This is a genomic window from Pseudoclavibacter sp. Z016 (genome assembly GCF_002931215.1).
Taxonomy (GTDB): domain Bacteria; phylum Actinomycetota; class Actinomycetes; order Actinomycetales; family Microbacteriaceae; genus Pseudoclavibacter.
This window is the reverse complement of record NZ_PSTU01000028.1, coordinates 1-8720: the sequence shown is the minus strand read 5'-3', so window position 1 is coordinate 8720 and position 8720 is coordinate 1. Positions and strand designations below refer to the sequence as shown.

At 66.1% G+C, this 8720-nt stretch carries 8 protein-coding genes; 4 read left to right on the top strand and 4 right to left on the bottom strand.

Annotated features, from left to right (window positions below; all coding sequences use genetic code 11):
* Positions 1–166: 166 nt before the first annotated feature.
* From C5B99_RS18840 to C5B99_RS18825, 4 genes are all read right to left on the bottom strand, one after another.
* Positions 167–955 carry a potassium channel family protein gene (locus C5B99_RS18840; RefSeq protein WP_104244979.1) on the bottom strand — a complete coding sequence of 263 codons (789 nt, stop codon included), beginning with the start codon at positions 953–955 and terminating at the stop codon, positions 167–169.
* 77 nt (positions 956–1032) lie between these two features.
* Positions 1033–1542, bottom strand: a complete 510-nt coding sequence (locus C5B99_RS19100) for a hypothetical protein (RefSeq protein ID WP_181065063.1) — start codon at positions 1540–1542, stop codon at positions 1033–1035.
* A 158-nt stretch (positions 1543–1700) separates the two neighbouring features.
* Positions 1701–1973: a GlsB/YeaQ/YmgE family stress response membrane protein gene (locus C5B99_RS18830; RefSeq protein WP_104244975.1), complete on the bottom strand. Its 273-nt coding sequence runs from the start codon at positions 1971–1973 to the stop codon at positions 1701–1703.
* 285 nt (positions 1974–2258) lie between these two features.
* A complete protein-coding gene (locus tag C5B99_RS18825; RefSeq protein WP_104244973.1) occupies positions 2259–2942 on the bottom strand; it encodes a fasciclin domain-containing protein in 684 nt (227 codons plus the stop codon).
* Between the two features lie 478 nt (positions 2943–3420).
* On the opposite strand from C5B99_RS18825, the gene C5B99_RS18820 reads away from it, so the two are divergent.
* The 4 genes from C5B99_RS18820 (at position 3421) to C5B99_RS18805 (ending at position 8704) form a co-directional block, all read left to right on the top strand.
* Positions 3421–5217, top strand: coding sequence for a cytochrome c biogenesis protein DipZ (locus C5B99_RS18820; protein ID WP_104244971.1), 1797 nt, complete (start codon positions 3421–3423; stop codon positions 5215–5217).
* A 94-nt stretch (positions 5218–5311) separates the two neighbouring features.
* Entirely contained in the window at positions 5312–5869 is a 558-nt protein-coding gene (sigK, locus tag C5B99_RS18815; RefSeq protein ID WP_236558643.1) for an ECF RNA polymerase sigma factor SigK, read from the top strand.
* A complete protein-coding gene (locus C5B99_RS18810; protein ID WP_104244969.1) occupies positions 5866–6858 on the top strand; it encodes an anti-sigma factor in 993 nt (330 codons plus the stop codon). Before sigK ends, C5B99_RS18810 begins: the two co-directional genes overlap by 4 nt.
* Before the next feature lie 130 nt (positions 6859–6988).
* The gene (locus C5B99_RS18805) at positions 6989–8704 is read left to right on the top strand and encodes an SDR family oxidoreductase (protein ID WP_104244967.1); all 1716 of its coding nucleotides are present in this window, start codon (positions 6989–6991) and stop codon (positions 8702–8704) included.
* Positions 8705–8720: the final 16 nt, after the last annotated feature.

Sequence of the window (8720 nt, the reverse complement as noted above, 5' to 3'; positions counted from 1 at the left end):
GTACTGCAGGGGGGACCCTGTGGGAGAGTAGGTCACCGCCGGACTTCTTCATAAGCCGGGGTTGGTTGTTGAGTGAGCAGAGATGCTCCTCGATGACCAACCCCGGCTTTTTTGTTGCCCAAAATCGCCCAGACGCCAGGACGGGCGGGGAGCGCGCAGTGGTCGGTCAGAGCGCAGCCTGCCCAGGGTGGGAGCCGCCGGCCTCGCTGCCAGGCGCCTTCGTCGTGAGCTTCGCCGCGATGGTCTGCGCGTCTTCGCGGATCGCCGACATGATGGTCGCGCTCACGAACCCGACGATGAGCACGCCGGACACCATGAGCGAGACGGCCAGGGCGCGGCCGGCGAGCGTCACGGGCGTGAAGTCGCCGTAGCCGACCGTCGTGATCGTCGTGAACCCCCACCACAGCGCATCTCCCATGCTCACGATCGACGCGCCGGGCGTCTTGTGCTCGACGAGGTACACGCCGAGTGACGCCGTGTACACGTACAGGAGCGACGCGATCGACACCGCGAGTACATTGCGGGTTCGCTTCGCCCGAGGGCCACCGCGGCGAAAGAACGGCAGGCGCCAGAGGTACGTGACGATGAGGAACGGCCGCAACACGACGACGAACAGCGACAGCAGGTCGAACCAGCGCGAACGCACGAAGGTGAGCTTCACCGGGCTGATCACGAGGCGGATCAGGAACTCGACGATGAAGAGGGCCCAGCTGACCGAGACGACGCTCGTGAGCTGGCTCTGCGCGTCGGCGCTCAGCTGCACGTCGATGAGCAGGAGCGATGACGCCGCGAAGAACACGACCGCGACCACGAACATCGGCAGCGACGTGGAGTGCTCCCAACGTGCCAGCGCCCGCCAGCGGGCCTCGGCACGTGCCGAACCTCGCCGCTCAGCAGGCGCTTGATCGTCGTGACTCGGACGCTGGTCGTTGCTGCTGCTCGTGCTGGAGGTCATACCTCGAGCGAACCACAGGAGGGTCCGCGCCGCGAGCAGGAAGCTCTGGCGGCGGGAAGCGGAAGCCCGGTCATTGCTTAGCGCTGCGGGTCCTGGTCCCGGTCATCGTTGTCTCCGAGGATCAGCACTGCTGCGAGTCGCACGAGCGTCGCCTCGTCCTGCGGGTGGGCGTCCGAGCCGGCGAGCAACGAATCGCAATACGCGGTGAGGAATGCGGCCGCCGAGTGCTGCAGTGGTGTCCTGCTGCCAGCTCGGGACGTCGACAGTCTGCCTGCGTCCGTGCCCGCGGGCATGAGCTGCTCACGGGGAATCGTGAAGCAGTGGAGGATCGAGTCGGCCTGAAGTCGGTGGGTGTGCGGTGCAGAGTTCAACACGAAGGTCGCATCGAGCGGGTCGAGGGTCGTCGAGCGCGTCCCCTGGCTGCTCGCGACGGAGCCCGTGCGTGAGATGAGCAGGACGACCTCATCCGTGAGCTCGCCCGCTGGGCCCTCGAGGCGCACCGCGTGAGCGCCGGGGTGGATCACGCGGACGCGGACACGTCCGGCTTGATGCGATCGTTGCGAACGATCGCCAGCGGGGTAGTTCACGGGCACCTCCTGAGCTCCCAGATGGTCACGGGTTCTTTGTCCAGACCCCCCTCTGGCGCGGGGACGGGAGGGGTGTTGGCTCCTCGTACCGTCTCGGAGACGACAGCGGACCCCGGCAAAGATGCCGGGGCCCGAAGCCTTGGTCGTGCGAGCGCGTATTACGCCTTGTTCCTGCTGCTGCGGCTCGTGATGAATCCCCAGATGAGGAGAACGATGAGCGAGCCACCGATGGCCAGGAGCCAGCTGCTGAGCGAGAAGAACGCGTCAACGCCCTCACCGAAGAGCATGCCGCCGATCCAGCCGCCGAGCAGTGCGCCGACGACGCCGAGGATGAGGGTAGCGATCCAGCCGCCAGCCTGCTTGCCGGGCAGGATGAGCTTCGCGATGGCCCCGGCGATGAGTCCGAGAAGAAGGAATGCGAGGAATCCCATGAGAGCTCCAGAGTTCGATGTTGACTGTAGTCGCCGGTGTCGGACGATGGCTTCCCCTGTGGCGCTTGTGGCACTCAGCTGGCACTGCCGCGTCTTTAACCGGACAACCCATTGTGGCCCCCGGATATCCATATAACGAAATCCTGTGCGGGAATCCACGGAAATCCGTGCCCTCGCTGTGATATTCACGCAACACTGAAAGTGCTGGGCCGAAAAGCAATCAGATAAAGGCCCCGGATGCAAGATCCGGGGCCATATCTGTTTGTCGTGCTAGATGCGTTTGTCTTACATCATCGACGGCGGCATGAGCACCGAGTCGATCAGGTAGACGGTTGCGTTGGCGGTCTGGACTCCACCGCAGATGACCTTGGCGTCGCCGACCATGAGGTTGTCGCCTTCACCGGTGACGGTGACGTTCTCGCCCTGGACGGTCTTGTGGTCGCCAGCGATCTCGTCAGGCAGGATCTGTCCCTCAACCACGTGGTAGGTGAGGATCCCCGAGAGGAGGTCAGCGTCGGTCTTGAGCGTGTCGATCGTTCCTGCATCGATCTTGCCGAAGGCCTCATCGACCGGTGCGAAGACCGTGAACTCTCCGCCGTTCAGCGTCGAGACGAGGTCAACGTCAGGGTTGAGCTGGCCGGAGACAGCCGCCGTGAGCTGCGTGAGCAGCGGGTTGTTGGAAGCCGCAACTGCGACCGGGTCCTGGGACATGCCCTGGACAGAGCCTGCTCCGTCCGGAACCTGAGCTGCGTAGTCGGCGCAGCCGGATCCGACGAGGTTGGCTGCTGGGTCCATCGTCTCCATGGTGGTTTCCATAGGCGTCTCCATTGCAGTCTCCATGGGGGAGGCTTCCGTGGAGGCGTCGGTCTCAGCCATGGGGGCCGAGTTCGAGCAGGCTGCCAGGCCGAAGGTCGAGATGGCCGCCAGCGAGAGGAGGGCGAGTGAGCCCTTCCTGGTGATAGTGCGCATAACTTCACTCCTCATTTCTCGGCCGGGGGGCCGGAGCCGCATCCGTTGCGGTTCACAAAGGCATTCGGAGGCCCTCCTGTAGCGGATTGGAAAAGTTCGGAATAAAACTTCGGTGGCCCCCACATGCCCGTCATTCCGGGGATCTCGGGCCCTCAACACCGTGCGTGTCGTCAGTCCGCGACGCTCAGTGCGGCTGTTCGGACGTGCTGCTGCACGGATGCGGGGCCGGCGCTGAGCGCGGCTGGGCCGTCTATAAGAACGTCTATAGCGAGGTGTCCCCGCCTGCTGGCCGAACACGTGACCAGAACGGGGCAGCTTCCGGTGCCTTTCTCAGGAGTGCGCCTGGGCCGTCGTCCGGTGGCCAGCGCGGACCGAGCGCATCGAATACGCGGAAACGACAAACCGATAGGCACACGGCTCCGAATGCAGTGCACAGGCATGAACGTCCGCCTGACAACCATGCTTCAGGGAGCGCAACATGATCTCGCTAGGACTCATAGGCTTCCTCGGAGGCCTCATCACGGGAATCTCCCCGTGCATCCTTCCCGTGTTACCCGTCATCTTCTTCTCGGGCGGCGTGCAGGGTGCACGCAGCGACGAGGAGATGCAGGCCGAGGCCCAGGATCCCGGGGCCGAAGGGCCTGACGAGGGCGCGCTCAAGACGAGAGTCAAGAGCGAGCGCACGACGAAGCGGCGCGCATCCGCCCGGCCGTACCTCGTCATCCTGGGCCTCGTTACGAGCTTCAGCGTCTTCACGCTGCTCGGCTCGCTGCTCCTCAGCCTCCTCGGGCTCCCCCAGGACGTGCTGCGCTGGGCAGGCATCATCGTGCTTGTCCTCATCGGCGTCGGCCTCATCGTGCCGAAGTTCGAGCACCTCCTCGAGAAGCCGTTCTCCTGGATCCCGCAGAAGCAGGTCAATACCGACCGCGGCGGCTTCCTCCTCGGCATCGCGCTCGGCGCCGTCTACGTGCCGTGCGCCGGCCCCGTGCTCGCAGCCATCACGGTTGCCGGCTCGACTGGTCAGATCGGAATCGAGACCGTCATCCTCACGGTGACCTTCGGCATCGGCGCCGCGATCCCGCTCCTCATCTTCGCCCTCGCCGGACGTCGCGTCGGCGAGCGAGTCAAGTCGTTCCGCAAGCACCAGCGCGGCATCCGCATCACTGCAGGTGTCGTCATGATCGCCCTCGCGATCGGACTCGTCTTCAACCTCCCGCAGATCCTCCAGCGCCTCGTGCCGGACTACACAGCCGGCCTCCAGGAGCAGTTCAACTCCAACGAGCAGGTCGAGGAGGCACTCGCCTTCGGTGGCCTGGTCAACGACCAGAACGAGCAGCTCACCAACTGCACGCCCGGTGACCCAGAGCTCGGCGACTGCGGTCCTGCCCCAGAGATCCTCGACATCCAGGAGTGGATGAACACCCCTGACGGCGAAGCGGTGCAGCTTGCTGCGGAGGCCTCTGAGGGCAAGGTCGTCCTCATCGACTTCTGGGCCTACTCCTGCATCAACTGCATCCGCTCCATCCCCCACGTCACCGCATGGGACCAGGCGTACAAGGACGCCGGCCTCCAGGTGATCGGCATCCACTCTCCTGAGTACGCCTTCGAGAAGGAAGCCTCGAACGTCGCCAACGCGATCGACGAGTTCGGAATCGAGTACCCCGTCGCCCTCGACAACAACCTGGGCACCTGGACCAACTACCGCAACCGGTACTGGCCAGCCCACTACCTGATCGACGCAACGGGAACCGTCCGCGCCATCCACTTCGGTGAAGGCGGATACGCAGAAACCGAGGCCCAGATCCGCGACCTCCTCAAGGAAGCGAACCCGGACGTGCAGCTCCCCGGCGAGACCGACACCTCGGACACCACGCCGGAACTCGGAAGCACGACACCCGAGACCTACCTGATGCCGACGAAGGTCGTCAACTACGCAGGTGAAGGCGAGTACGGCCAGGGCGACCGCAGCTTCACGTTCCCCGCGCAGCAGCAGCAGGACACCTTCTCGCTCGACGGCGACTTCAACCTCGACTCGCAGGGCATCCGAAGCGACGACGGAGGAAAGATCAAGCTCTCCTACACCGCCTCGACCATCCGCATGGTGCTCGGCGGCTCCGGAACAGTGACCGTCGACGATGGCACCGGCCCTCGAGAGATCCAAGTCGAGGGCAACCCAGGCTCATACCTCCTCTTCGAAGGGGACCAGAGCAAGCAGGGAGAACTGACCGTGACGCTGGGGGGTGGCGTGGATGCTTACTCATTCACCTTCGGTTGAGACCAGGCCGAACGTCCCAGCAACGCACTTCCCAGGAACCCAACACGAAGTCAACGAACTTCGCGAAACGTTCGCGAGATGGCAAGCTGAACTTGTGAGCGAAGCCATCGGAGAGATAGAGGACCTTCTCGTGCGCACCGCTACAGGAAGCAAGGAAGCCTTCTCGACCCTCTACGACCTCATGGCACCACGTGTCCTCGGACTCATCAGGCGAGTGCTTGTCGACCAGGCGCAGTCCGAAGAGGTCGCCCAAGAGGTGCTGCTCGAGATCTGGCAGACCGCCGCATCGTATTCGCCGAGCAAGGGCAAGGCGACCACATGGATGCTAACTGTCGCGCACCGCAGAGCCATCGACCGGGTGCGTGCATCCCAGGCATCGAAGGACCGTGACCTGAAGATCGGGGCACGGGACTTCGAAGGGGAACGCGACGACGTCGCCGAGTCCGCTGAGATCAGCATCGAGCACAAGAGGGCCCAGAAGGCACTCAGCGCGCTCAGCGATCAGCAGCGGGAGGCGGTCACCCTGGCCTACTACGGGGGTCTCACCCAGAGTGAGATCGCGGAACGGCTCGAGGTGCCTCTCGGCACGGTGAAGACAAGGATCAGAGACGGAATGAATCGGTTGCGTCGCGAGTTGGGGGTGGTGTCATGAGTTACGAACAGGAACGTGAGGAGCTCGAGCAGCTGCTTGCTGCAGAGGCGCTCTCCGCCAACGACTTCGACGATGCCGCAGACCGCGCACTGTTGAACAAGCTGCTGGAAGACGGCGAGCTCTCGGAGGAGTTCGAGAGCTACCAGGAGGCCGCAGCGCAGCTCGCGCTCGCAGTCTCCCCGGTGCGTCCTCCTGCATCCATGAAGGGGTCGCTGTTCGCGAAGCTCGACAGCTTCCCGCAGCAGAATCCGGTCGGCGGAGAGAAGGAGTCCGCGGCCCCCGCGGGAGCCTCCGACGCCGGCACACCGTCGGCTCCTGCCGACGTTGCTCCGCGGGACGCCGAGGGGGAGGGGCGGCCCAGGCTGTCTCTCGCACCGGAGCTCGAGACCGACGCCGACGAGCGTGACGCTGACGACGAACGACGCTCTGTCGCCGTCGGCGGTGGAGCCTCGAGCACCTCGACCGGAGACGACGACTTCGGGCCTGTGGAGACACGAGCCCGCGGCCGCTGGTTCCGCAGCAGCGCCCAAGCCATGTTCGCCGCGACTGCCGCGGTTGTCCTCGCCGTCGGCCTGTTCCTCGGCGGAGGCCTCGCCTTCGGCGGGTTCGGGCAGGACTCGCAGGAGCCGTCCGTTGCCGACGGCGACGTGGCGCTCATCCTCGCCGCCCCCGACGTCGACAGTGCTCGCACCGAGGCGACCGGCGGCGGAACCGTCACGGTCTACTGGTCGCAGGAGCTCGGCAAGTCGGCGGTCGTCGCGGACGGCATGGCCCAGTTGCCCGAAGAGAACGACTACGAGCTCTGGTACATCGACGGGGAAGGTCCCGCACCCGCCGGGGTCCTGACCATGGCCGACGGCGCACCCGCAGTGAAGGTGCTCGACGGAACATTCGCGCCAGGCATGGCCGTCGGCCTCACGGTCGAGTCGAAGGGCGGATCCGCGACGGGCCTGCCGACGACCGACCCGGTCGCGGTCGTGCAGAGCTAGAGCGCACCACCGAGAAGAACGACGAAGATCGACCTCAGAGCCCCCGAGCGGCATGTCCCTCGGGGGCTCTGTCGTGCCGCTTTGTCAACCCATCATCTTGCGATCAGACAGGGGCAATAGCCTCGCGAGCATGGCATCACCAGGCACGCCCCCAAACGCCCAAGCCAGCGAGTCCGCGAAGCACAGCACGACGTCTTCGTCCGGCAGCGACTTCACCACCGGACACGCTCCGGCCAACAGCAGCACGCCCGCGACGCCAGCCCCGACGGGCAACGAGCCGGCGCTCAAGGCCGTTCCTCGAGCGGACGGCTCGGCGCCGAGAGTGCTCGTCTTCGGATCGACCGGCTACCTGGGAGGCCGCCTCGTGCCGAGGCTCGTCACCGCCGGCTACCGGGTGCGGGTGCTGGCCCGCAACGCCGGCCGCGTCGCCGCGTACGACTGGGGAGACCACGTCGACGTGGTCGTGGGCGACGCGGACGACCCGAAGGCCGTCGGCGAGGCCATGCATGACATCGACGTCGTCTACTACCTCGTCCACGCCATGGGGTCCGGGTCCGACTTCGAACGCACCGACCTGCAGCTCGCCGAGAACGTGGCGGAGCAAGCCGCGAAGGCCGGCGTCTCCCGCATCGTCTATCTGGGAGGCCTGCACCCTGACGACGCGAAGCTCTCGAAGCACCTCCGCTCCCGCAAGGAGGTCGGCGAGGTCTTCCTGAAGTCGCCCGTCCCGACCATCGTCCTGCAGGCCGGCATCGTCATCGGCTCCGGCTCCGCATCCTTCGAGATGGTTCGGCACCTCACCGAGGTGCTGCCCTACATGCCTGCCCCGCAGTGGGTGCGCAACCACATCCAGCCCATCGCCGTCCGCGATGTCCTCCACTACCTGCTTGGTGCCGCCCGCATCGAAGGAGACGAGAACCGGCCGCTCGACATCGGCGGCCCCGACGTGCTCAGGTACGGGCAGATGATGAACGGGTACGCCGTGAAGGCCGGCCTGCGTCAACGGGCCATCGCCTCGCTGCCCGTCTTCACACCAGGCCTCGCGTCTCGCTGGGTGAACCTCGTGACCCCGATTCCGAAGTCCATCGCCCGGCCCCTCGTGGAGTCGCTGCAGAACGAGTGCGTCGTCAAGAACCGCGACGTGGATGCGCTCATCCCGCCGCCCGAGGGCGGCCTCACGACCTACCTGCGGGCCGTCGAGCTGGCCCTCGGCCGGGAGAAGCAGCGAGCCACGGAGACGAGCTGGCGGGACGCGAACGTCCACAGCGCGCCAAGCGACCCGCTGCCCGCCGACCCGGACTGGGCGGGGCAGACGGTCTTCACCGATGAGCAGTCGAAGGAGAGCACGGTCTCACCCGAGGAGCTGTTCCGCGTCATCGAGGGCATCGGCGGTGACAACGGCTGGTACTCGTCGAAGCTGCTCTGGGGGGCTCGCGGCGTCATGGACAAGCTCGTCGGCGGGGTCGGGCTGCGTCGTGGTCGCACCAACCCGGACCGTCTCGCAGTCGGTGACGCACTCGACTTCTGGCGCGTCGAGACCATCGAACGCGGCGGCGAGCACGGCTCGCTCCTGAGGCTGCGGGCCGAGATGCGCGTCCCCGGGCTCGCGTGGCTCGAGATGCGGGCCATGCCGGTCGGCGACGGAGACAGCGAGTCGGATGCGCGCGGCGACGAGCTGAAGGACGGGGAGCGCATCCGCTCCCGCTACGAGCAGCGCGCCGTCTACTTCCCGCAGGGTCTCCTCGGCCGCCTGTACTGGGCAGCCGTGTTCCCCTTCCACGGGTTCATCTTCGCGACCATGGCGTCCCGCATCGTGGCGACGGCAAGCGCGAACGCGAACGACTAAGCGCCGCCCGCCCGCC

Coding starts and splice junctions, on each gene's coding strand:
- C5B99_RS18840 (WP_104244979.1), bottom strand. CDS start 955: ATGACCTCCAGCACGAGCAGCAGCAACGACCAGCGTCCGAGTCACGAC.
- C5B99_RS18830 (WP_104244975.1), bottom strand. CDS start 1,973: ATGGGATTCCTCGCATTCCTTCTTCTCGGACTCATCGCCGGGGCCATC.
- C5B99_RS18825 (WP_104244973.1), bottom strand. CDS start 2,942: ATGCGCACTATCACCAGGAAGGGCTCACTCGCCCTCCTCTCGCTGGCG.
- C5B99_RS18820 (WP_104244971.1), top strand. CDS start 3,421: ATGATCTCGCTAGGACTCATAGGCTTCCTCGGAGGCCTCATCACGGGA.
- C5B99_RS18810 (WP_104244969.1), top strand. CDS start 5,866: ATGAGTTACGAACAGGAACGTGAGGAGCTCGAGCAGCTGCTTGCTGCA.
- C5B99_RS18805 (WP_104244967.1), top strand. CDS start 6,989: ATGGCATCACCAGGCACGCCCCCAAACGCCCAAGCCAGCGAGTCCGCG.